The sequence below is a fragment of the Streptomyces sp. NBC_01497 genome (assembly GCF_036250695.1).
In the GTDB taxonomy this organism is placed as follows: Bacteria; Actinomycetota; Actinomycetes; order Streptomycetales; family Streptomycetaceae; genus Streptomyces.
The window spans coordinates 4373487-4396573 of sequence record NZ_CP109427.1 but is presented as its reverse complement, the minus strand read 5'-3'; the positions used below and the strand labels follow the sequence as shown (position 1 = coordinate 4396573).

Here is a 23087-nt window from a genome sequence, read left to right as displayed (position 1 = left end):
GGCGCTATTCGGTGCCGCGCCAGGCGTTGACCACGAGGGTCACGATCCACAGGATGATGACCAGGACAAAGGTGAACACCCCTGTCTCAAGCCAGTAGACCCCGTCCCAGGACCCGCATGCGGCGAGCATCGGGCAGCCGTGGGCCGGGTCGACCACGCCGCCCGGTGCCTGGAACGAGATGAAGTAGCAGAGCACGGAGGCGACGGCCGCGCCGCCCAGTACGCCCCACCGCAGCCACCGCGATTTCCACCACGACAGGATCCAGCACACCAGCGTCGCCGCCGGCAGGATCGCCACGTACCCCGTGATCATGCCGACATCGCCTCGCGCGCCGGTATCGGGTTCCGGGCGGTACGTCGTCGAGCGGCGTGGTCGTGCACGTGAGGTGAGTCCCCGTCGGGGGCGGCAGCCGGCATGCGGGGATCTTCCTCGCCAGGCCCTTACCTCGCAAGCGGCGGCCCGGTTGCGGTGGGATCCGTGGTGCCTGCCCTCCTCCCGAAGGAAGGCTGTGGCGCCGACTCCCCTGTTCACAGGGCCGGTTCAGGGCTGCGGCGATGCGCTTCTCCCTGGCCTTCGCGCCCGCAGGACCGCGCCGTCGTGCCCTCGCGTCTCGGCCGGCTCTCTTACCCCTGGACGGGAAGCTCCGGATGCCTCGCCAGAAAGACCATGTAGGCGATCGCCGCCGTCGCGCCCAGCAGGGACAGCACGGCGCCCACGGCGGCCCGTGGTCCGCTCGCCCGGCCCGACCTCGATGCCCGGTGCTCGACGTAGGCCCGCACGAGGCCCACGAGGGCCAGGGGCAGCGTGACGAAGGAGACCAGTATCCAGAACGGGCAGCAGAGCCGGCGCACCAGGGACGCCCCACCGAACCGGACCGCGAGCGGCGCCCTCTGTCCCGTCTCGTCCGGTGTGTCGAGGGAGGTCATGGGCCGATCCACCTGGGGATGTCTACGAACGGTGGGCTGAAAGGGGCGAGAGTCACTCCGAGCGGTTGCGCATTCGGGTCGCGCAGTGTCGGAAAGGGCCCCCGAGCCAGGCGGCGCCCTTTCCCAGCTGTGGCACACGCGGGGCGCGTGCCCGTCCGCGGCTCGTCAGGACGCGGAGCCGGCCTTGCGGCGGCGGGTCATGACGACGGCGCCCGCGCCGAGGACGAGCGCCGCGCCGGACAGCGCGGCGAGGCGCGGGAGGGCCGGGGAGGCGCCCGTACTGGCGAGCGTTCCGGTGATGGCGGGGCCGGCCGAGTCGATGGGGGTGGTGGACGCGCCGCCCTGCGGGCTGTTGTGCGTGGTCGGCGGCGCGCTCTTGCCCGGTGTGGTTCCGTCGGCACCGCCCGGGCGGCTGCCGGAGTCCTTGGGCGCGGCGAGGAGATCGAAGGCGTGGTCGGTGGAGAGGTTGCCGCCGCAGGACGTGTCGTCGTTGACGTAGCTGCCCGCGACGAAGGCGACGCCGTTACCGGCCGGGGCGTCGGCGTCGACCTTCAGTCGGAGCTTCATGTCGGCGTGCGCACCGGCCTTCAGCGCACTGATGGAGCCGGTGCCACCGTCCGCTGCCACGTTCCTCCAGGCCGGGGACGCGGCAGTCGACCACTGCAGGTGGAAGGCATCGTCGGTGACGTGGTGACCGCTCTTGTCCGTGGCGTGGAAGCGGACGTGCGGGGTGACCGTGTCGAGTGTCCTGTCCGTCCCGTTGGTCACGCGGAGCGAGAAGTCCGTCGTGGAGGCCGCCTCGATCGTGGACGGCAGCCCGATGGCGACGGTGGTGAGCTTGTTCTCGAAGACGCACCCGGGCCCGTCCGGATCCGTGTCGTCCCTGGCGTCGGCGAGCGCCTTGTCGGCGGCCTCCTTGCCTTTGAGGGCCTCGTCCTTGGCGTTCTGGACCTGGAAGTACGCCCTGGCGGCTGCGACGCGAGCGTCGTCGGACACGCGAATCGCGGTCGCGGCCTTCTCGTCGGCGGCGGTCTTGGCGTCCTGGGCGGCCGAGGCTGCCGCCTTCGCGTCGGCGACAGCCGTCTCTGCGGCCGCCTTCTCCTCGGCACTGGCGGTGCCGGGCAGTGCGGCGAGCGCGGCCTCCGCGTCGGCGAGCGCCGTGTCGGCGTTCTCCTTGGCGGTGGCGGCCGTCGCGGCCTCGTCCCTGGCGTTCTTCGCCGCGACGGTGAGGGGCGCGTCGTCGGAGAGGGCCGCGTCGAGGACGGTCCGCGCGGCCTTGTCCGCGGCTACGGCGTCGTCGTAGGCCTGCTGCGCCTTCGCGGCGGCCTTTTCGAGTTCCTCGATGGAGGGTTTGCCCTGCTCGCTCTGCTGCTGCGCCCGCGAGGCGGCGGACGGGTCGGCGGCGGCGAGCGCCGGTGTGGCGGACAGCAGGATGACGGGCGTGGTGACGGCGGCGGCAACGGCCGTCGCAAGGATGCGGCGAATCTTCAACAGAGTCCTTCGCGGGTCAGGCTGACGCGGTCAGAAAAAGCCGAACCGACCGCTGCGGCAGGACCCACGCAGGGCGGCGTGCCGGTGATCGTATGACCGGAAAGATCTGCGTTGGAAGTGTGTGTGAAAGGTGGTGCCTGCTGCACATCGGCTGCGCATGGCAGGCAATTACCTCTTAAGCGGACAGTTGCCTTCCCCGTACGGACCGCTTCAGTGATACATGTCATGTCCCGGAGGAACCCTGCGGCCGCCCGCGCACTCCCCGGATGCGCCATCGCGATGCCCGGTCACGTTTGCTTGCAGTGGCTCCGGTCGGGGCTCCACTCCAGGCGGCTCCAGGCGGTTGGCCACCGTCGAAATCCAGGCCGCTCCAGGCGACCGGCCGCCCTCGCAATCCAGGCGGCTCCAGACGACCGGCTGCCGTCGAAACAGCAGGCGCCCGGCGCCGGTTCGACCCATGGCGCCGGGTGCGTGGGGAAGTGCACAGGCCCGGCGATGCGCTCGTCCTCCCGGTCCGTCCGCTGGATCGTCGCCGAGCGGTGGCACCGCCCGCCCTCGGGTCGTCCTCCCGACGGGCGCGGCTGCCGGGCGGTGCTCCCGCACGCCTCAATGTGCGGGACGTGCACGGCCCTGGTGCGCATCAGGGGCCTGCGCCCGCGCCCAGGCGAGGAGTTCGGGGTCCCGCAGCGAGGGCAGCCACAGGTCCACTCGTTCGTCGGCGTCGCCGGCCGGTCGGGGGCCGACCCCAAGGATCCGCAGGCCGGCGCGGTGAGCCGACTCCACGCCGGTCAGGGAGTCCTCGACCGCGAGCGCCTGCGAAGGCTGGACGCCGCACAGCAGGGCCGCCGTGACGTAGACGTCGGGCCACGGTTTGGGCCGCACCGCCGACGCCTCGCCGTCGTCCCGCCTTCCCGTCCGGGGCAGCGCCCCCGGCTCCACGGTGCCGTCCGGCGTGTCCGGTTGGGGCCGCACCGCAGGTGCAGGACTGGCTGCCGGCGCCGACCGCTTGGGCTCCTCGCTCGGTACGACGATGTGCTGGAGGTGTTGTCGCAGCCCCGCGCGCTCCAGGCACTCATCTACCACTCTCAGCGGGCAGTTGCTCGCGACGGCCAACGGCAGCCGGCCGGAGAGGGTCCGGACGAGCTCGACGGCGCCGGGCATCGTCACCGGGTCGTCGCTGACGAGTGACAGGAAGTGTTCCAGGAGCGAGTCGGCCAGGTCGGCGGCGAGTTCCGGCTTCTGCACCGAGTCCGCCATCATCCGTCCGCAGTCGGCGTAGTGGACGCCTGCGGCCTGCTCGGCGAATCCCGGCGGCGCCTTCAGTCCGAAGTCCCGGAAGGCCCGGTGCCGTGCTTCCTGCCAGTGGCGTTCACTGTCCATCAAAGTGCCGTCGCAGTCGAAGACGACTGCTCCAGGGGACCAGTCGAACAGAGAGAGGCGCGGAATGGTCACAGTGGTCTCCTCCGGGCAGACGGTCACGCGCGGCGTGACGGGGTCTCGGTGTGGCGATGTTCCGAGCCCGGATACGCGACGGAAGGTCCACCGGATGACGGCGTGACGTTAATGCCGATTCGCGACTATCCGCACCAAACGGAAACATCGTGGCGGTTACGTTATTGCCATGACGGAAAGTCACACAATGACCGCTCAGGGCTATCGACCGAAGGGATGGCCGGGGTGTATGGGGACATAACGCACCAGAGCGTCAGCGGGGTCCACGCGGCGCCCAAGACGGCCAGGAAGACGGCCAGTTGAGGCATATTCGCCGGGCACCCCGCGACCGGACGCCGGGGCTCCGCCGCTCCGGGCAGTCATCGAAAAAGTGGCGGACCGACACCATTACCACTCGTCGGCGGTCACTCTCGAAAGAAATACGGAATTTCGCTCAAGCGAGGTCCCCAATTGCTCCCGGCGTGCGCGGGCGCACTACATTCTTCGTCGTCGGTCAGATTGAGCAAAGGTGGACGGGACGTTGCAGGAACGGGCCAGGGCAACCCGCAGAACTCTCCTGGAAGCGGCGGCCTCCCTCTTCGCCGAACACGGGTACGCAGGCACCAGCGTCAACGACATAAGCACCCGGTCGGGCCGGACCAGCGGCTCCGTCTACTTCCACTACGCCAGCAAGGAGGGCATCGCGCTGGCCGTCGTGAAGGACCGGTTCGCCACCTGGCCGACCCTCGCCGCGCGGTACGCGGACGAGGCCGTACCGCCTCTGCAGCGCCTCGTCGCCCTGAGCTACGACGTCGCCCACGCCCTCGCCGGGGACACCGTCACGCGCGCCGGCGCACGGCTGTGGGCCGAACGCGACACCATCAACGCCGCGATTCCGGACCCCTTCGCCCTGTGGACCGCCGCCGCGACACGGCTCCTCGCCCAGGCGCGGACCACCGGTCACCTCGCGCGCCACCTTCGCCCCGCGCCCACCGCCCGCACGCTGGTCCGTACGTTCTTCGGCTTCTGTGCCGTGACCGAGGCACTGGAGGGCGCGGCCACCGTCTCCGACCGGCTCACGGACTGGTGGCACCTGACACTGCCCTCGCTCCAGCCCGGCCTGCCGGACCAGCCGGACCAGCCCGGTCCGCCGGACCAGCCGGCGGACGACGGCGCAGACCGGTGGTGCACGGGTCGGACAGCGCCGGTCCCTGCCATGGAGCCGTGACCGGCCCCCGCGTTCTCGCCGCCCGGACGGCCGGTGAAAAGGAGTCGGCGCGGCCTGCGACCCCGCGACCTGCGCCCCCCGCGGCCCAAGGATGAGGGGTGGATGCGGGGTCAGCCGGCGGCGGGCTGGGGGGCCGGAACGGTGCCGTTGAGGATCGCGTCCAGGGTCCGGCGGACCTCGCTGCCCGGCCCGACCGCCAGTCCCTCCCGGAGCCGATGTGCGAGGCGCGCGTACGCCGCTTGGGCGTCATGGGACCGGCCTTCGCCGTGCAGCGCCGTCATCAACAGCGCGACACCACGTTCCCGGAGCGGATACTCGCCGACGTGTCGCAGAAGGTGCGGGATCACACGGCCACCGCGACCGGCCGCGATCGACAGGGCGAAGTACTGCTCGGCCGCGCTCGCCCGCTGCTCCTCCAGCGCCGCGGCGTGCGAGGCGAAACTCGGCACGTCGAGCCCGTCGTACACGCCCCCGCGCCACAGCGCCAGGGCGCGCTCGTACCGGCCGAGACTGGACTCGACCCGGCCGAGCGCCTTCGCCGACTCCGCCTCGGCGCAGAGCCGGGAGAAGACGACATGGTCGATCCGTTCGGCGTCGATGCCGAACACGTGGCCGTCCCGGACCCGGTCGAGACGCACGTCGGCGGCGCCGGACGCCGCGATCGCCCGCCGAATGGAACCGAGGCAGTTCATCACCTGCTCGCGTGCCGTCCGCGGTGGCTCGGTATCCCACATCGCGTCGACGAGCGTATTCGTGGACATGAATGCGTTCGGTCGCGTCATCAGGGCGGAAAGAATGACCCACTCGCGTCGGCGATTCACGCCGATGCCGGGCTGGAGAGGCTCGGCGTACGGCTGTCCGAGAATCCCGAAGTCGGGCATCGGCCATCCTTTCGGCGGGGGCGGGATCAGGATGGTGCGCACGTCGCCGATATGAGCAGGCGGCCGCGCGTTCGCGAGTATAAAGCGCTGCGGGATCCGGCTGTCGCGCTTCAGCGGGACTCATAGGAACCGTCCGACGCCCGGGCCCGTCCGGCAAAGTGCGTCAATTCCGGCGTAGTGGATGATTCGTTGAGTTGGGGGCGCACGCGGAGGACGACGGGGTACCCGGCCGGAACCGACCGCACCGCTCGCGGCGACGAAGGTGCCGCCGCGCCGCCCCCGCGCCCTGGAACTGCCGTTCGGTGGACCCGCGATGATCCGGTGATGGGGTGGTGGTGGACCGGTGATGGGGCCGTGATGGAGCGGCCTGCCATGTTCCCACGTATCGGGTCATCGGCATCGAGAAGGACCACCCTATGGATCAGATGGTTCTCAAGGCCCAGCAATGGGTCAATGCAACCTACTCAGGCGTCTCCGGGTACAACCGGTGCACCGAGGACGGAATGACCGGCTGGGAGACGATCTACTGCCTCACCCGGGCCCTCCAGCACGAACTCGGCATCACCGCGCTGTCCGACAGCTTCGGGCCGACGACCTGGGCGGACCTGAAGGCGTACGGCCCGGTCGGGCGGAGTTCCGCCAACGTGAACATGCGGACCATCGCCGAGGCGGCCCTCTACTGCAAGGGCTACAGCGGCGGCGACATCGACGGCGGCTTCAACGTGGCCACCGGCAGCGGCCTGACCGCGATGGTGGCGGACATGGGCCTGCCGGGTCCTCAGCAGCCGGACCTGCAGATCTACGACGTGGAACCGAAGGTCTTCAAAGCCCTGCTGACCATGGACGCGTACGTGCTCACGGCCGGCGGCTCCAGCATGATCCAGACCTGCCAGCGGTGGCTCAACGACGCGTACTACCAAAAGGGCCAGTTCTTCATCGGGCCGTGCGACGGGCACTTCTCCCGCAACGTCCAGCAGGCCCTTGTCCTGGGCATCCAGTACCAGATGGGCCTGACGGACAGCCAGGTGACGGGCTCGCTCGGGCCGACCACCGAGGGCGCGCTGCGGACGGTCGCGTACGTCTCCAGCGGCTCGCAGGACTCGGGGTCCGCCGGCTGGGTCCGGTTGTTCCAGTGCGCGGTGGCGTTCAACAACTACGACGCCCACTGGGGCGACAACGGCGGGTCGTTCACCTCAGATCTCGTCTACACGGTGACCCGCTTCCAGCAGTTCTGCTCGCTGCCCGCCTCCGGCGCCGCCGATTATGAGACGTGGATGTCGCTTCTCGTCTCGACCGGGGACCCGGACCGCGAGGGCACCGCGTTCGACTGCATGTATCCGCTGAACGCGACGACGATCAAGACGGTGAAGAACAACGGGTATTCGATAGCCGGCCGCTATCTCATCGGCGGCACGAACAAGATTCTGACCAATTCCGAGATCGCCCTCATTTTCGACAACGGCCTGTCCCTCTTCCCGATCTATCAGGATGAGGGGAACGCACTCAGCTACTTCAGCTACGAACAGGGCGTCGAAGCCGGGAACGACGCGGCCGAAGCCGCGATGGGATTCGGCATCCCGTACGGCACGGTCATCTATTTCTCGGTCGACTTCGACGCGACCGACGCGGACATCACCAGCGCGATCATTCCGCACTTCCAGGGCGTCAGTGACGGGATCAGCGCGTTCGGCAGTCAGTACGCGATCGGTGTGTACGGGTGCCGCAACACCTGCATCCGCCTGGAGAACGAGGGTCTGACGACCCGGAGCTTCGTCAGCGGCATGTCGACCGGGTACAGCGGCAATCTCGGCTACCCGCTCCCGGACAACTGGGCCTTCGACCAGATCAAGGACTTCACGCTGGCCTCCGGCACCAGCGGCTCGGTGGAGATCGACAACGACATCGCCTCCGGCCGCGATCTGGGCCTCAACAGCGTGACCCGGCCGCGCGACGCCAATGACGGCTTCTACACGTACCTGATCTGGATCGAGGCCAGGGCCGGCCAGTGGATCGATCAGGGGCACACCGACCGGTCCGCACCCGAACTGGTCGCGCAGTACCTCCGGGCACGCAACGGGACCTTCACGTTCACGGGCTCCGACACGGTCTTCGGCTCGCTCGACCAGGGCTTCGTGGACTTCGTGAACGCCTATCCCGACGAGCCGTTCGCGAGCCCGCTGCGCGATCCCGACCTGCTGTGGGACAGCGACGTCGATCACTTCGGCGCGTCGTGCGGCGCCGTCATCACCACGGGTCTCGACGGTGACCTCACCTCGGCCAACCTGGCGGACTTCGGGACCTGGGGCGGCGATCTCGTCAGCGTACTGGGGCAGTTCCACCAGAGCGGGCTGTCGGACGACCAGTCGTACGACTTCGCCGCCGGCAAGATCGCCGACAAGGGCGACGACACGTTCCTGTCGCTCAGCGACTTCCTCGCCGATATCGACGCGTGGGTTCTGGGCAACACGGCGCGGCAGAACTCCGGCCAGCCGCTCTCGACGGGTTTCAAGGCGGACTACGCCTCGCCGGCCGCGTCCCTCGCTCGGCGCAGGGCGTTCTACTCGCTCCGGTTCGGGTCGTCGACCGCCACGTTGGGATCGGCTGCCGTGAATGCGCTGATCGGCGGCTCCGTCGAGGCGGCCGCCATTCGAGCGGCCTTCTGGTTCAAGGATTTCGGATCGGTGACCTGCCCTTCCCCCGAGTTCATGTCGACCGACGCGGTCGCCGGTGTGGCGGCGGCGTTCCGGGACGCCATCGTCCAGTACTGCTCCTGAGGAATCGAGGATTCGACATGAACGACCCGAAGGTCACCCGCCGGCAGGTCCTGGTCCTCGGAGGACTGACGCTGGGCGTCGGTGCCGTCACCGTCGCCGGCCTGGGCAGCCCGGCATGGGCCGATGCCACGCCCCCCGATGTGGTGCTGGTTCCGGTCGGCGCGAGCCCGGTCGCGGTCCTTCCGGGCGTCGGCGTCCAACCGGCCGCCTTCCCCAGACAGTTGGCCGTACAGGTTCAGCACGCGGGCGCGGATCTTCCGGCCGGGACCGAGGTGGCCCTCACCTACGATCCTCGGCTGTACTCCCCGCTGCCCGCGGCGGCGGCCACCGCGGGCGGCCGCCTGCTGCGCACGACGAGCACGGTCACCACCGACCCCAGGACGACGCTCGCGACCTGCACGGTCACCTTGGCCGAAGCGGTCGCCGCGGGCAGTGATCCGGTGGTCGTCGTGGGAACCGCGTACCCCGTGCTCTATCCGCGCGACCTCGTCGTCGGTCCCGCGGACGCGACCGCGGCCGTGGGCCGCAAGAACGCGAAGCCGGGCGGCCGGCGAAGCCTCCAGCCCCGCCGGCCGGGCACGTTCGGCGGTGTCGCCACGCCGTGGGGACTTGAGGTCAGCGGCGTGTGGAGCCGCTACGAGTGGGCGAACGGCAAGCGGTGGTACTACTACCCGGCGCGGCTCACGGTCCACAGTGTCGGACCGGGCCCGGCACCCGCGGCCGTGTCCTTCTCCGTGGCACTGGATCCGCAGGTGGTCAGCGACGTCAGCATCACCACCGCCCGGCTCAACCACAAGGTGCACGACGCGGGCGTACGGCTCCTCTCGCATACGCGGACCTCGTCGCTGTTCGAAACCCGCTGGAGCACGGCGGTGAAGCTCACGTCCGGCGACCGGCTCGACCTGGGCCTGGAGGTGAGGACGCGGAAGCTGACGGGTGATCTGCCGACGATCAAACACCCCTCGGTAGGGTTGATCGACATGGGCAAGCACGTCACCCAGCGGCAGACCGGCCGGAACTCGATGTCGCGGAGCGATTCGACGTGGGACTGATCAGCGGCTACGCGTGGATCCTGCCGGCGGTGACCGCCGCCGGATGGATCCTGTCGTGGTGGGGACAGCGGCGGCTGCGGTGGTACCTGCTGTCCGCCGCGGCCGTCGTCTCCGTGCTCTGCGTCGTCATCGGGGTCCTCACGAAGGGGCCGGCGGTCAGCCCGGAGGACGTCGGCTGCTCGCCGGCCTTCGCCTGCATGGACTGGGATCCGATCTACTGGCTGGAGGCCGGACTGATCGGCCTCGGGTGCTGCCTGGTGCTGATGCTCCTCACGGGCGCCGTGGAGATCGTCATCCGGATCGGACGCTGGGTCTCCGCCTAGCCCGGCCCGTCGGGGAGACGACGCATCACCGCGCGCCGGACGGGCCCGTCGGCCGCGCTCCGTGAGCGTTGACGCGTACGGGCCGGCCGGAGGACCGGGACGCGGGACGGCCGGATCGGCTACGGCTACGGCTACGGCTACGGCTACGGCTACGGCTACGGTGCTCGTCCACGGCCGAGCCCCGCTGCAGGGGAACGGGCCCGCCCTGCCGGCCGCGACCGGCCCGCCCGGGGACTGTCCGGCGCGCACCACCGGTGGTCCATGGGCGTGGCACCCGATCGGGTCTCAAGGGCGTCCCGGTGTGGCGGAGGTCACAGCAGTGGAACGCGCACCCTCGCGATCAAACCTTCCCCCTTGTCCGGACTGCCCGGGATCGAGGTCAGCGCCGACCTTCTCCCGCCTCTCCGACGGGGCGGTGGTCGCCGTCCGGGTCCGTTGCCGGACAGTGAACCCGGCCCGCGGCAGCGAACGGGGCGCTCGCAGGCGCACACTAGGGACAATGACAAAGCCTGCTGCACCGAAGCGCTTTCTGCCCACCAGCCCCTTCAAAGCCCCCGTAGCCCCGGATCCCAAGCACTTCGCCGTGGGTGACCAGGTCACACACGACATGTACGGCCTCGGCCGTGTGGTCGGCATCGAGGGAGTCGCGGCGCTCGTGGATTTCGGTTCCGCGCAAATGCGGATCCTGAGCCCGTACGCCAAGATGACCAAGCTGTAGGACCCGCCGTGCCCGGTCACGGCGCGCCAGGCCCCCTCGGGGGCCTGTAACGAAAGGTGGACCTCTCATCGATTCGACCTCGCTGTTCTCCGCTCCGGAGGCGCAAACCCGCAGCTCCGCGGCCGTATTGCCCCCTCCGACGACCAACCCGTTCCAGGCCCCGGACTTCGAGGAGGACGAGACCTTCGTGTCCGAGGACGCGCAGGGATCTGCCTCGGGCATACGCGCGGCGTGACCAAAATCACTTCAACTGCCCCACGTGACGGTTTCGACCGCCCCACGTGGCGGTAGCGGCGACGGCTGACCGGGGGCCGTCCCCGGTGCCGCGGTGCGGCGTACGGCCGTCTGAGCTCCCGTCTCATGCGGCCCGTTCACCGTCGTTCAGGGGATCGTGCGCCGGGCCCTGCCCGTGGCCGGACCCTGCATGACCCGCTTACCGGGGCCCGGGCCAGACTGACGCCCGGCGGGGCGTCCGGAGCCGTGACCGCTTGACGGTGGTGGCCCGCAAGGCGCTTCACCCGAGCCCGAGCAGGGACACGGCGAGGGCGAGGGACGCGACGGCGGTGCGGCACCGCGCTGCCGCAGCTCGTCCTACAGCTGACGTTCGCGTTCACCCCTGCCCGGATTTGCACCGCGCCCGGCCACGGCGTCGCCTCCGAGGCCCCCGCGGCCGGACCGTGCCCTCGCCCGCCCGCCGACACCCCGCGGTGCCTCTGCCCGGCCGGGGCGGCCGGGCCGAACGTACCCGCCCCGCCACCCGTACCCGCCTCGGCCGCGGCGCGGCAGGGCCCTCGCGATCCCCGGACGCGGTCCACCGGGCCGGGGTCCACCCGCTCCCCGCACGGTCCGTACCGCCCTGTACGGACCTGTACGGCCCCGTACGGCCCCGTACGGCCCAGGAACGGCGGCCGGGCGTGAAGAGCGTGTGAAACCAGGGCCGAGCGGCCGCCTCGCGCCCGGGAAGCCCTGCGCGCGGCCCTCCCTTTGCGCTTGAGTTTGCGTGTGCGTGCCGTCGGGCCGGGTCACGACCGCGGCGGAGCAGAGCAAGGGGACAGGGAGGCGCCGTGCGCCTGGGAACGCGGGTCGGCCGGCGCTACCGACTGGTCAGGGGGCCGGTACGCGGCGGGAGCGGCGAGGTCTGGTTCGCCCACGACGAGGAGCTTCACCGGGACGTCGTCCTCAAGCGCGTCCCGGGCGACGAGGGCGCAGCCGGCTTCGACTGGCTGCGTGCGGAGGCGCGCGCCCTGGCGCGCTTCAGCCACCCGCACGTGGTCACGCTGTACGACGCGGTGCGGGCGGGGAGCCGGTGGCGCCCCACGTCCTGGCTGGTGATGGAGTACGTGGCCGGCGGCAGCCTGGACAGCAGACCGGTCATGCCGCCCCGGGCCGCGGCGCGGATCGGCGCCCAGGTCGCCGACGCGCTCCACGCGCTGCACGGCGAGGGGATAGTGCACGGCGACGTCAAACCGGGCAACCTCCTCATCACCCGGGACGGCACCGTCAAGCTGGCCGACTTCGGCGCCGCCCACCGCGTGGGCGGCCAGGAGACGATCACGCCGAACATCGGGGTCAGCTACACCCCTGGCTACGCCGCCCCCGAGGTGCTCGGGGGCCGGCCGGAACCGGCCTCGGACGTCTTCTCCCTCGGCGCCACCCTCCACGCGCTGTGCACGGGACAGCCGCCCGGCCGCGCGGAAGGCACGGGGGCGGACGCGAGCACCGAGCCGGGTCCCCCCTTCGCGACGCGGCGGGCGGCGCCCGCCGCCGTGGAGGTGGACGAGGCGACCGGCCCCCTGCGCAAGACGCTGGAGGCCATGCTCGCGCCCGATCCGGGCCGCAGGCCCACGACGGCCGCCGCCCGGGAAGCGCTCGCCGCGCTCGCCGGGCCGGAGGACGACGTGCCGACCCTCCCGGCCCGCGTGGCCGACACGCTTCCCGAACCCGTCCTGCCCGGTGTGCCGTTCCTCCGCCGCCACCTGGGCCCGGTGGCAGCCCTGGCCGCGACGGTCGTGGTCCTCGCGGGCGCCGGGGTCTGGGTCCTCGGCCGCGGCGGGGACGAAGGCTCGGGAGGGCGGACGGACGCGTCACCGCCCGGCCGGCCCGCGGCCTCCGTGCTCGGTGACCACCGCACAGTCGACCCGTGTGCCCTGACGAAGCCCGCGGCGCTCGTCGCGTTCGGCGATCCGAGCCTGGATCCCGCGTACGGCGGTTTCAACCGGTGCGACACGATCGTGCAGACCGACGCGGGGTCCGTCGACGTCGAGGTCGAGTTGGACGGCGGATCCACCAGCGGCATCACCGGGCCCTCGACGACCGAGGGGCGCGTGCGCCTCGTCAAGGAACAGCCCGACGGTGGCGAGTGCGCCCGCACACTGCTGCTGGCCGGACGGGACCACGTCCACGCGACGGTCACCGCCAAACCCGCCGACGACAGCACTCCGGCCTCGTCGCTGCTGTGCCGCATGGCCGACCTGGCCTCGTCCGGCGCCGTCTCCGCCGTCAACGCGGTGCCCTCCGGCGGGGAGATGGTCCGCCGGTCCCCGCCGCTGCCGGCCGACTCGCTGGCTCACCACGACGCCTGCACACTGCTCGACGCGAAGGCGCTGGAGGCGGTGCCCGGTATCGACGCCACCGCCCCGGACATCGGCTTCGGCAACTGGGACTGCTCGTGGGGCAGCACCACCAGCGACACCTACGTGCAGGTCTTCTTCGACAGGGGTGATCCGCTGACCGCGGCCGACGGCGCCCTCACCCGGCTCGGCGGCCACCGCGCCTTCGTCGCGCCGCCGAACGAGGAGGGGGACCACACGGCCCTCGTGCAGGTGGTGGCCCGCACCGACGGCACGGGCGGTGACGCCGTCAGCGAGCTGGTCGAGGTGGTGGTCGGCGGGTCCTCGCGGCCGGACTCGCAGCTGCGTTCCCTCGCGACCGGTCTCGCCGCCTCGGCGGCCAAGGCGCTGTGAGCCGCCTGCGCCCGCCCACCGGGAGCGGGCCCAGGCCCCTTCCATGCCCCCGCCTGACCGCGGGCGGGCGGCGCGGCCGAGCGGCCGGCCTGTCCGGCGGGGTCCGCGCCGAGGTCCGCGCCGCCGTCATCAGCGGGGGCCGGAAGCCGGGCACAGGTACTCGGCACGGGTGCCACCACGCGGACGGCTCTGTGGTCCCCGGTACGAGGGGCGAGACAACTGCCCTGGGGCAACCCGGTGTCCACTGTCCTGGGGCAACCCGGCGTCCACCGACCTGGGGCAACCCGGCGTCCACCGACCTCAGGTTCACCCCCACCGTCTGTTCGCAGTCGTATCGCCCGTCTCTGTTCGCAGGCGTATCACCGCGCGACATACACGTTCTCCGACGAGGACTGACCGCCGGACAGGCCCCGGAGCCGGAAACCTTCCCGCTCGCCCCGCACCCCGCGCCCCCGCGTCGCGAAGCTCGGGCTCTCCCTGGGGAAGGCGCCCCGGGCCCGGTCGGGCCTGTCAGGGTGGCGAGTCGCCTCGTCGGGCGGTGGTGTCGAGGAGTTCCCGCAGGTCCTTGAGGCGGTCGAGGCCTTTGACGGCCTGGGCCGTGCGGTGGTTGGCGGACAGTCGGTCGCGGTGGCGGTGCAGGAAGGCCCAGTAGCCCGCGGTGTAGGGGCAGGCGTGGTCGCCGGTGCGGTCGGTGGGGCGGTAGGCGCAGGGGCCGCACAGGTCGCTCATCCGGTGGATGTACGCGCCGCCTGAGGTGTACGGCTTGGTGGTCATCAGGCCGCCGTCGGCGTACTGGGACATGCCGACGACGTTGGGGAGCATCACCCAGTCGTAGCCGTCGACGAAGCAGCGGTGGAACCAGTCGGTGACGGCGGCCGGGTCCCAGCCGTCCTGGAGGGCTCGGCTGCCGAGCACCATCAGCCGGGGGATGTGGTGGGTCCAGCCGGTGTCCCGCACCTGCGCGAGCACGGTGGACAGGCAGTTCGCGGTGACGGCGTCGGCGTCCAGGTCGAGGAACCAGCCGGGCAGCGGGGCGGTGTGGCGCAGCGCGTTGCGGTGACGGTATTCCTCGCCGAAGTGCCAGTACAGATGCCAGACGTACTCGCGCCAGCCGGCGATCTGCCGGACGAAGCCCTCGACGCTGTTGAGGGGCGCGTCGCCGGCCCGGTAGGCCGCTTCGGCGCGCTCGACGCATTCGGCGGGGTCGAGGAGCCCGAGGTTCAGGGGCGCCGACAGCAGGCTGTGGCTCAGCGCGGGGTCGGCCGCCAGCATGGCGTCCTCCAGGCTGCCGAAGTCCGCGAGGCGGTGGGCGACGAAATGGCGCAGCGCGGCGCGTGCCTCGCGCCGGGTGGCGGGGAAGCGTCGGGGGCCGTCGCGGCCGACGAAGGAGATGTCGCCGTCACGCTCCCAGCGGTCGAGGTCGCTGCGGACCTCGTCGTCGATGGCGTCCTCGTGCGGCCGCCAGGGGCCCGGGATGTCGAGGGTGTCCTGTCCGCGCGGTGGGGGTTCGCGGTTGTCGTGGTCGAGGTTCCACCGGCCGCCCGCGGGCTCGTCGCCGTCCATCAGCAGGTCGTGACGTTCGCGCACCCAGCGGTAGAAGCCCTCCAGCCGCAGAGCGTGTCCGTGTCCGTGTCCGTTGCCGTTGCCGTTGCCGTTGCCACTGGCGCCAGTGCCACCGACGCCGCCGCTGCCGCGGCCGGCCCATGCGGCGAAGTCGTCGTGGCTCACCATGAAGCCCTTCGCCGGCAGGATCTCCACGCCCTCCTGCGCGCGCACGAAGTCCAGTGCCCGGCGCGAGGTGGGGTGGCAGACCGTCAGCCGGCCGCGGGCACCGCGCACCTTCGCCAGGCCCTCGGCGTACGTGTCGGCGCGGACGTAGGTGACCCGGTCGCCGAGTTCGGCGGCGCGGTGCCGCATGGCCGAGAGGACCAGATGGGCCTTGGCGCGGTGGAAGCGGCGCCGGCGCAGGACCGAACGCGCCTCGATCATGATCACTGGTGCCTTGGCGTCGGGTCCGCCGTGGCGCGGGTCGACGAAGCGCGGGCCGAGCTGGTCCCCGAAGATCCAGTGGGGGCGTGGCGCCACGGGTCCGCCTCTCACGGCGTCGGCCCACGCGTGGGCGGGGCGCCGGGGTGCCGGCGCGTCCGTTACGGGGCGGGGGCGGGGCGGGTCGAAGGGGCGCTGCGGCTGTCGGAGCGGTGGCCGCCCTTGCGCGCGGTGACCATCAAGGGCTCCGCTCGTCCGATGCTGCCAGCCTCCACCCGCGCCCGCACGCCGACGATCCGTCGGATGCGCCTCGCCCCGCCGGGAGCCCGGGGCGGTACGACCGCCACGGGGGCGGTGACCGGCCTCGTCAGCGGGGGAGGGCCGCCACCGGACGGGGACGCCGCGTCAGCCACTGCCAGAACCCGCGGCGCGGCGGCTTGGGCGGCCGTACCGTGATGCTGCCGCTGTGCACCTTCCCCGTCACGCGGACCCGCAGCCGGACGGGGGTCGCGGAGGAGAGCCGCACGGTGTTGCGCACACTGCCGCTGTGCACGGCCACATCGTCGACGTCGACGAAGACGTCCGGCGGGACGACGAGTTTGAGCGCGCCGCTGTGTACCGAGACCTCGATGTCCAAGGTGGGCAGCGCGATGACGGCGCTCGTGAAGTCCAGGACGACGGAACCGCTCTTGGACTCGATCTCCATGCGCTGCGGCACCACCCAGGGGCCGTCCCGCCGCGCGCTTCCGCTGCCGACGACGATCCGCGACATGTCCTTCGGAGAGACGGCCGCGAGATCACCCGCCCAGGCGGGTCCGGCGACCGGCAGATCCACGACGACCGCTTCCAGCTCCTGGTACGTACGGGCCGTCAGCGCCACCTCAAGCCGTTCTTCGAGCTCGTCCGAGGTCAGCCTGCCGTCTCCGGCGGCGACGCGCAGCCGCTCCACGACCCGGTCTCGATCCTCGTGGGAGGCGCGCAGCCGACCGCGCTCGGGTACCAGTTCACCGGACATGGCTTCACTGTAGGTCGTGGCCGCACGTCGGTCACCACGGTCGGCGGGGTTCGCGCGGTCGGCCTGCCGGCCTCGACCCGCCCTGTCCGCCGGGCACGAGCCGTCGCACGGCCTGCGCGCGTGACCGGGGCCGAACACACCGGCCCCACCCGCTCCCCTGAGCGCAGGCTCAGCGACGCCCGGCCCACCGCCCGGACGTCAACGACTGACGTCAGCGATGGACGTTGGCCTTGGACGTCGACCGATGGACGTCGCACGTGGTGGGGGCCTGGCGTGGGACACGGGTCAGCCGAGGACATGGGGAGGGCTCCCGGGCCGTCGCCGTGGAGCATGCCCCCGCCGAGGGTCGTGTCGTGGCCGCCTGCCGACGGGTGGTCGTGGCCGCCCGCCCGGCTGGTGGGGCCCGCCTGCCGACGGGTGGTCGTGGCCGCCCGCCCGACTGGTGGGGCCGCCCCGTGGGCGGTGCGGGGGACACCGCGGCCCGGGTACGGCCGCCGGGCCGAAGACCGGGTCCTTTGTGAACACGCGGTTCACCGGCGGTCCGCTCGGAGTTCACCGCGGACCGACAGGTTCAGGGGTATGCCTTCAAGACCCCTTTCTCGTCAGCGCGTCCGGCTCGCCGTCGCGATCACCGCCACCGTCGCCGTGGTGGGCGCGGGCACGGCCGCGGCCCAGGCCGCCGGCTGGCTGTCCGCCCCCTCGCACGACTTCCGTGCCGCCGCCGACTCCTTCTCCGGCCACGGCAAGGTGACCGGCAACGTGCTGCGCAACGACTCCGGCGCGACGGCGGTCGTGCGGCACACCGCCCCGGCCGACGGCACCGCGACGGTGAACGCGGACGGCTCGTTCACGTACACACCGAAGTCCGGCTTCAAGGGCACCGACACCTTCACGTACACGACGACCGACGCGGTGCAGCTGTTCAAGGACACCCAGGCGAACGGGTCGCCCCTGCCGCCGCTCGGGAAGGTCGCCGGTCCCGGCGGCACCACCACCGAGATCTCCGGTGAGGGCTTCGGCTCGTCCCTCGCCCCGGTCCCCGGCAAGAAGGGCTACTTCTTCGGCCTCACGGACCGCGGACCGAACGCCGACGCCCCCGACGGCAACAAGTCCGAGATGGTCACGGACTTCACGCCCGAGATAGGGGAGTTCAAGCTCGTCGACGGCAAGGCCGAGCTGGTCAAGAAGGTCACGATGAAGGGGCCGAAGAGCCTCGGCGGCACCCCGTACAGCGGCCGGCCGCCGCACGACACGAGTGAGGTCATCGACGACGTCGCCGCGACGAACGCCCACGGCGGCACCCCCGCTCCCGTCGCCAAGGACCCGTACGGCTACGACTCGGAGGGCCTGGTGGCCCTGCCCGACGGGACGTTCTGGGTCTCGGACGAGTACGGCCCGTACATCACGCACTTCGACGCGAACGGCTACGAGCTGGGCCGGCTGACCCCGTACAGGAACAGCCAGGACAACGCGCACCACAAGATCGTCGGTTACCTGCCGGCCGAGCTCGCCGACCGGGTCAAGAACAAGGGCATGGAAGGCCTGACGATCACGCCGGACGGCTCCACCCTGGTGGGCGTCATGCAGTCCGCGCTGCAGCAGCCGGACCTCGGCAGCACGAAGGCAGCCAACGTGGCGGCCACCCGGATCGTCGCGATCAACCTGCACACGTACGCGTCGAAGCAGTACCTGTACCTGCTGGACGACCCGGCGGCCACGGGCGACGCGAGCAGCGAGATCACCGCGCTGTCCGCAACGAAGTTCCTCGTCGACGAACGCGACGGCGGCTTCGAGCCGTTCGCCCGCAAGACGCTCTACGAGGTCGACACCAACGGCGCGACCGACGTCAGCGGCCTGAAGATCGACGGCAAGTCGCCCGAGGCCCTCGTCGGCACGGACGGCACCAACGCCGCGCTCGCCGCCCTGACCGGTGCCGGGGTGAACGTCGCGCAGAAGCAGCCGTACCTGGGCGTCGGCTCGCTGGTGAGCCAGCTCGACCCGAGCGGCGCGTTCTTCTCGCACGACAAGATCGAGGGCGTCGCCACCACGGACGCGGGCAAGACGCTGTACCTGTCCAACGACGACGACTTCGGCATCGACACCATCGCGGTCGACCCCGACGGGAAGTGGACCGTCCACCAGAAGGTGATGCCGGCCACGGGCGGGACCGACAGCGGTGAGGTGCTGAAGGTCGACACCACCAAGCTGCCCGCGGTCCTCAAGACCGTCACGGTGACCGTCCACGTGCGCTGACGCGCCCGTACACGCCGTGCCGCCGGGCCCGTCCGCCGCAGCGGGCGGGCCCGGCGTACTCCTCCGTCAGGCGGGCCGTCGGCTCCACGCGTCGCGCCCAACGCCCGCCCACGCGGTACGGACTCGGCGCCGGTCCGCGCGGTGCGGTCAGTCGCCGGCGGACACCAGGCCGTGGTCCGCGGTCCGCTCGGGGCCGACCGGCGGCCCGGTCCGCCGCAGGACGGTGAGCGCGATCAAGACGGCCGCGAGCAGCAGCGCGGCGCCGAGGGTCAGACCGAGCGCGTATCCGGTGTCGAGGGCCCCGGGCGTGACGGCCCGGCCGGTGCGGTGGTGGGCCGCGGTGCCGAGGGCGGCCAGCCCCAGCGACGCGCCGATCTGGCGTGAGCTGTTGAGCAGGCCGGAGGCGGCGCCGCTCTCGTGGGGCGCGACGCCCGCGGTCGCGGTGGAGACCACCGGCCCCAGGCACAGCCCGAAGCCGACACCGGCGATGATCGAGGGGCCGAGGACGTCGGTGGTGAACGAGCCGTCGGCGCTGATCAGTCCGAACCACGCGAACCCGGCCGCGGTGAGGAGCCCGCCGGCGACCAGGAGGGTGCGGGGAGGGAGCCGGTAGCCGAGCTTCACCGCGAGGACGGAGCCCGCCACCAGCGCGAAGGTGAACGGCAGGAACATGACGCCGGTCAGCGCGGGGCCCTTCTTGAGGACCTCTTGGAGGTAGAGGGACACGAAGTAGAAGGACGGGGTCATGGCCGCGCCGACCAGCAGGTTGTACACGTTCGCGCCGACCACCGAGCGGTTGGCGAACAGGCCCAGCCGGGTGAGCGGTTCACGGCCGGTGGCGCGCTCGACCTGGACGAACGCCACCAGCAGCGCCACGGCGAGCGCCAGTGTCGTCAGGGTGACGGGCGAGCTCCACGCGTACTGGCCGGTGCGCACCACGCCGAACACCAGCAGGGTCATGCCCGCCGTGGCCAGGACCGCGCCGATCACGTCCGGACGGCCACTGCGGCCGGCCGGCTCGGTACGGGCGACGCCGCGCCGGGCGAGGAGCAGCGCGCACGCGGCCATCGGTACGTTGACGAACATCACCCAGCGCCAGCCGGCGTACTGCGTGAGCAGGCCGCCCACGACCACTCCGAGTGCGCCTCCGGCGGCGTTCGTGGCGCTCCACACCCCGAAGGCCCGGACGCGGGCGCGGCCCGAGGGGAACGTCGCGGTCAGCAGCGCGAGGGCCGCCGGGGCCAGCGCGGCGGCACCGATGCCCTGCGCGGCCCGGGCCGCGACGAGCTGACCGGGCTCCTGCGCGAGGCCGCCGAGGAGGGACGCCAGGCCGAACAGGCCGAGTCCGAACAGCAGCACCCGTTTGCGGCCGTAGCGGTCGGCGGCCCTGCCCCCCAGCAGGAGCAGCCCGCCGAAGGTCAGGGCGTAGGCGTGGATCACCCAGGTCAGGCCCACGGGGCCGAAGCCGAGGCCCGCGCCGATCCGCGGGAGTCCCACGTTCACGACGGACAGGTCCAGCGACACCATGAACTGCACCACGGCCACCACGGCGAGCGTGCGCCCCGGCCGTATCCCCGGTCCTGGCCCCACCCCTGGTCCCGGCAGTGCCTCCGGCCCCGGCCGTACCTCCGGCCCCGGCAGTACCTCTGACCCTGGCCCAACCTCCAGTCCCGACCCCACCTGCGGCCCCGGCCGTATCTCTGACCCCGGCCCCACCTCCAGTCCCGACCCCACCTGTGGTCCCAGTACCTCTGACCCCGGCCCCACTTCCGGCCCCGGCCCCACCTCCGGTCCTGGCAGTCCCCCGAGCCCCGCCCGTACCTCCGGTCCCGGCAGTCCCCCGCTCGTACCGCCTGTCATTCCTGCCCCCGTGTCACCTGTCATCGCGGACCTTCCCCCGTGTCACTCGACTTTAGGAACGTGTTCCGAAAGTAGCACCGGAGCCTGGCGCCGTAAACCCGAAGCCGTGAACACGAGGAGCCGAACCCGCATCCGCCGCGCGGCGGGCGACGGCGGGGCGGCATGATGGGGCGATGCCCCGCACGCCCGCACCGCACGGCCGTACCGGCCGGCCGCCCGTGACCTCCCGCGCGGAGATCCTGGTGGCGGCCCGGCGGCTCATCGAGCGGGACGGCTGGGAGAAGCTGACGATCCGTCGGCTGGCCGCCGAGCTCGACATCGGGGCGACGACCCTCTACCACCACATCCGGGACAAGCAGGACCTCCTGGTCCAGCTGCTCAACCACCACGTCAACCAGACCGCACGCCCCCACCTGCCCGACGACCCGCGCGACCGCGTCGTCGTGGCGGCCCTCGCGATGCACGACGCCCTCGCGGCCTGGCCGTGGGCGGCGGAGGTGCTCACCACCGACGGTTTCGTCGGCCTCCTGGACGAGTCGGCGCTGTGGATGGTCGACGCCGTCGTGGGCGGCGCCATGGACCACGGCTGCACGTCCGACCAGGCCGTCGACGTCTTCCGGAGCATCTGGTATTACACCGTCGGCGAGATCCTCGTCCGCGCCCACTCGGGCCGCCCCCTGGCCGACCGGGAGCAACCCGTCTACCGCGACAGCTTCGACGCCTCCCAGGTGCCGCACCTCGCCGTGATCGGCGAGCGGTGGCACGTCCTGGCCGCGCGCGACACCTACCCCGAGGGGCTCGGCGCGTTCGTCGACGGGCTGCTCGCGCACGCCGCGCGGATGCCCCCGCGCGCCGCCGGCTGAGCCCGCGGGCCGCGGAACGCCGGGCGGGGCACGGGCGTTCAGATCTGTACACACGGAGCCCGGCCGGGGCACCGCGCGAACGGGGGAGTACGGACGTGGGGCGAATGATCGTCATCGGGGGCGGGATCGCCGGCACGGCGGCGGCACTGGCCCTGCACAAGGCCGGCTTCGACGTCACGGTGTACGAGGCGTACCCCGACGGGGCGGAGGACATCGGCGCGTTCCTCACCCTCGCGAGCAACGGCATGCGCGCCCTCGCGGGGATCGACGCCTCCGCCGCCGTCACCGCGATCGGGTATCCCCTGAGCGCGATGCGGGTCCTGGACGGCTCCGGCGCCGAGTTGGCGCACACACCGATCGGGGAGAGCGGCGACCCGCTCCTGCGCTACCGGTGCCTGCGGCGCGGCGAACTCAACGCCGCCCTGCAGGCCGAGGTGGTACGCCGGGGCATCACCGTGCGCCACGGCGCCCGGCTCGCGTCCTTCGAGGAAGGCCCGGCGTCCGTCACCGCGCACTTCACCGACGGCACCACCGCGACCGGCGACCTGCTCGTCGGCGCCGACGGGCTGGGCTCCACCGTCAGGCGGCACATCGCCCCCGCCGCGGGGCCCCGGCACGCGGGACAGCGGGTCTTCTACGGCTACACCACCGACGCGGCCCCGGGCGGCGGCGACGCGGAGAGCATCACCATGGTGCGCGGCAGCAAGGCCGCTTTCGGCTGCACGGTGTCGCCCACCGGGGAGACGTACTGGTTCGCGCGCGTCGCCGGAGAGGCACTGCCGGCCGGCGAGATCGCGGACGGTACGTCCGCACGGTGGCGTGACCTGCTCGTACCGCTGCTGCGCGAGGACACCACCCCCGCCGCGGACATCGTGGCGGCCACCGGCGAGGGGATCATGGTCACCAACGCGACGGAGATGCCGCTCGGTACGCCGTGGCGCACCGGGCGCGCCCTGATCATCGGCGACGCGGCACACGCGGCCTCCCCGGCGACCGGGCAGGGCGCCTCGATGGCGCTGGAGGACGCCGTCGTCCTCGCGAAGGCGCTGCGGGACGCGCCGGACACCGGCACCGCGCTGGCCCTGTACGAGGCGATCCGCCGCCCGCGCGTGGAACACAACATCACGGTCAGCGGGCAGATCTCCCGGGGCGGCGGCCGGCGGCCCGGTCCCGGCCGGGGCGCACCTGCGGCGCGGGACACCGGCAACGGGGCGCCGCCCGCCCGGCCCGGGGAGGGCGAACTGGTCCGGCTTCTGGAGTGGGACGCCGGCATCTGGGCCGGTTCGGTGCCGCGGGGGTAGTCGCTCATCTCTGCGAACACG

General features: G+C 72.2%; 17 protein-coding genes. 9 read left to right on the top strand and 8 right to left on the bottom strand.

Annotated features, from left to right (window positions below; genetic code table 11):
• Nucleotides 1-4 precede the first annotated feature (4 nt).
• The 4 genes from OG310_RS18780 to OG310_RS18765 all read right to left on the bottom strand — a co-directional run bounded on the left by OG310_RS18780 (nt 5) and on the right by OG310_RS18765 (nt 3870).
• Nucleotides 5-313: a hypothetical protein gene (locus OG310_RS18780; RefSeq protein ID WP_329457035.1), complete on the bottom strand. Its 309-nt coding sequence runs from the start codon at nt 311-313 to the stop codon at nt 5-7.
• A gap of 311 nt (nt 314-624) precedes the next feature.
• On the bottom strand, nt 625-927 hold the full coding sequence (locus OG310_RS18775; RefSeq protein WP_329457034.1) for a hypothetical protein: 303 nt from the start codon (nt 925-927) through the stop codon (nt 625-627).
• A 165-nt stretch (nt 928-1092) separates the two neighbouring features.
• Nucleotides 1093-2418, bottom strand: coding sequence for a peptidase (locus OG310_RS18770; RefSeq protein ID WP_329457033.1), 1326 nt, complete (start codon nt 2416-2418; stop codon nt 1093-1095).
• A gap of 606 nt (nt 2419-3024) precedes the next feature.
• Nucleotides 3025-3870 (bottom strand): HAD family hydrolase, encoded by an 846-nt coding sequence (locus tag OG310_RS18765; RefSeq protein WP_329457032.1) that lies wholly within the window; start codon nt 3868-3870, stop codon nt 3025-3027.
• Nucleotides 3871-4378: 508 nt separating this feature from the next.
• On the opposite strand from OG310_RS18765, the gene OG310_RS18760 reads away from it, so the two are divergent.
• Nucleotides 4379-5077: a ScbR family autoregulator-binding transcription factor gene (locus OG310_RS18760; protein ID WP_443078688.1), complete on the top strand. Its 699-nt coding sequence runs from the start codon at nt 4379-4381 to the stop codon at nt 5075-5077.
• 110 nt (nt 5078-5187) lie between these two features.
• On the opposite strand, the gene OG310_RS18755 is transcribed toward OG310_RS18760, so the two are convergent.
• The gene (locus tag OG310_RS18755; RefSeq protein ID WP_329457031.1) at nt 5188-5958 is read right to left on the bottom strand and encodes an AfsR/SARP family transcriptional regulator; all 771 of its coding nucleotides are present in this window, start codon (nt 5956-5958) and stop codon (nt 5188-5190) included.
• Nucleotides 5959-6374: 416 nt separating this feature from the next.
• On the opposite strand from OG310_RS18755, the gene OG310_RS18750 reads away from it, so the two are divergent.
• The 5 genes from OG310_RS18750 (at nt 6375) to OG310_RS18730 (ending at nt 13788) form a co-directional block, all read left to right on the top strand.
• Nucleotides 6375-8732, top strand: coding sequence for a glycoside hydrolase domain-containing protein (locus tag OG310_RS18750; protein ID WP_329457030.1), 2358 nt, complete (start codon nt 6375-6377; stop codon nt 8730-8732).
• A 17-nt stretch (nt 8733-8749) separates the two neighbouring features.
• Nucleotides 8750-9784 (top strand): hypothetical protein, encoded by a 1035-nt coding sequence (locus OG310_RS18745; RefSeq protein WP_329457029.1) that lies wholly within the window; start codon nt 8750-8752, stop codon nt 9782-9784.
• Nucleotides 9775-10107: a hypothetical protein gene (locus OG310_RS18740; protein WP_329457028.1), complete on the top strand. Its 333-nt coding sequence runs from the start codon at nt 9775-9777 to the stop codon at nt 10105-10107. Before OG310_RS18745 ends, OG310_RS18740 begins: the two co-directional genes overlap by 10 nt.
• A 499-nt stretch (nt 10108-10606) precedes the next feature.
• Nucleotides 10607-10825: a CarD family transcriptional regulator gene (locus tag OG310_RS18735; protein ID WP_329457027.1), complete on the top strand. Its 219-nt coding sequence runs from the start codon at nt 10607-10609 to the stop codon at nt 10823-10825.
• A gap of 1064 nt (nt 10826-11889) precedes the next feature.
• On the top strand, nt 11890-13788 hold the full coding sequence (locus OG310_RS18730; RefSeq protein WP_329457026.1) for a serine/threonine-protein kinase: 1899 nt from the start codon (nt 11890-11892) through the stop codon (nt 13786-13788).
• 510 nt (nt 13789-14298) lie between these two features.
• Here the strand turns inward: OG310_RS18730 and OG310_RS18725 are convergent.
• Both OG310_RS18725 and OG310_RS18720 read right to left on the bottom strand, forming a co-directional pair.
• Nucleotides 14299-15873 (bottom strand): cryptochrome/photolyase family protein, encoded by a 1575-nt coding sequence (locus OG310_RS18725; RefSeq protein ID WP_329457025.1) that lies wholly within the window; start codon nt 15871-15873, stop codon nt 14299-14301.
• Nucleotides 15874-16141: 268 nt separating this feature from the next.
• On the bottom strand, nt 16142-16789 hold the full coding sequence (locus tag OG310_RS18720) for a DUF1707 SHOCT-like domain-containing protein (RefSeq protein WP_329457024.1): 648 nt from the start codon (nt 16787-16789) through the stop codon (nt 16142-16144).
• Nucleotides 16790-17368: 579 nt separating this feature from the next.
• Between OG310_RS18720 and OG310_RS18715 the strand changes: the two genes are divergently transcribed.
• The gene (locus tag OG310_RS18715) at nt 17369-19042 is read left to right on the top strand and encodes an esterase-like activity of phytase family protein (RefSeq protein WP_329457023.1); all 1674 of its coding nucleotides are present in this window, start codon (nt 17369-17371) and stop codon (nt 19040-19042) included.
• A 147-nt stretch (nt 19043-19189) separates the two neighbouring features.
• On the opposite strand, the gene OG310_RS18710 is transcribed toward OG310_RS18715, so the two are convergent.
• The gene (locus OG310_RS18710) at nt 19190-20569 is read right to left on the bottom strand and encodes an MFS transporter (RefSeq protein WP_443078864.1); all 1380 of its coding nucleotides are present in this window, start codon (nt 20567-20569) and stop codon (nt 19190-19192) included.
• Between the two features lie 506 nt (nt 20570-21075).
• Here OG310_RS18710 and OG310_RS18705 point away from each other — a divergent pair.
• Together OG310_RS18705 and OG310_RS18700 are read left to right on the top strand one after the other, a co-directional pair.
• Nucleotides 21076-21765 (top strand): TetR/AcrR family transcriptional regulator, encoded by a 690-nt coding sequence (locus OG310_RS18705; RefSeq protein WP_329457021.1) that lies wholly within the window; start codon nt 21076-21078, stop codon nt 21763-21765.
• Nucleotides 21766-21869: 104 nt separating this feature from the next.
• A complete protein-coding gene (locus OG310_RS18700) occupies nt 21870-23066 on the top strand; it encodes an FAD-dependent oxidoreductase (RefSeq protein ID WP_443078863.1) in 1197 nt (398 codons plus the stop codon).
• Nucleotides 23067-23087: the final 21 nt, after the last annotated feature.